The organism is Clostridioides sp. ZZV14-6387, assembly GCF_020657835.1.
GTDB lineage: Bacteria > Bacillota > Clostridia > Peptostreptococcales > Peptostreptococcaceae > Clostridioides > Clostridioides difficile_A.
In genome coordinates this window covers 1-530 of the sequence record NZ_JAGWCW010000076.1, presented here as the reverse complement: position 1 = coordinate 530, position 530 = coordinate 1, and the positions used below count along the sequence as shown (strand labels likewise).

1 tRNA gene and 1 rRNA gene are annotated in these 530 nt (G+C 38.9%); both read right to left on the bottom strand.

Annotated features, from left to right (window positions below):
- Window positions 1-334: 334 nt before the first annotated feature.
- Window positions 335-410: transfer RNA gene (locus tag KGF38_RS19975), tRNA-Ala, on the bottom strand.
- A gap of 55 nt (window positions 411-465) precedes the next feature.
- Window positions 466-530, bottom strand: a 16S ribosomal RNA gene (locus tag KGF38_RS19970); the annotation flags it as partial.

Below are 530 nucleotides of genomic sequence, written 5' to 3'. Positions count from 1 at the left end.
TTCATCGGCTCCTAGTGCCAAGGCATCCGCCCTGCACCCTTAATAACTTGACCAGTTAAAAAGGTTTGATAGATTAAAGTCTATCAACTTGATAATTTTTAAAAGTTATCAGCTTTATATATTACAAATTAGATGTCATATCACTAAATATATATGCAGTTTTCAAAGTGCTAACGCACAGCGCCAACGCACAACGCCAACAAACAAACTTCACATTCGTTCAGTTTATTCTGTTGCTTAAAGTGCTAACGCACAAGCTTGTATAAAAATAAGCTTAAAGTGCAATGTAAGAGTCTACTAGATAAATCAAAGATTTAAGTAATATGCTCTTAAATGGTGGAGATGAGGAGAGTCGAACTCCTGACCCCTTGCTTGCAAGGCAAGTGCTCTCCCAACTGAGCTACACCCCCAAATATGAAGTTCATAAAGAACTTTCAAAATTAAACAGTAGGCAATTCTCCTTAGAAAGGAGGTGATCCAGCCGCACCTTCCGATACGGCTACCTTGTTACGACTTCACCCCAGTTATTG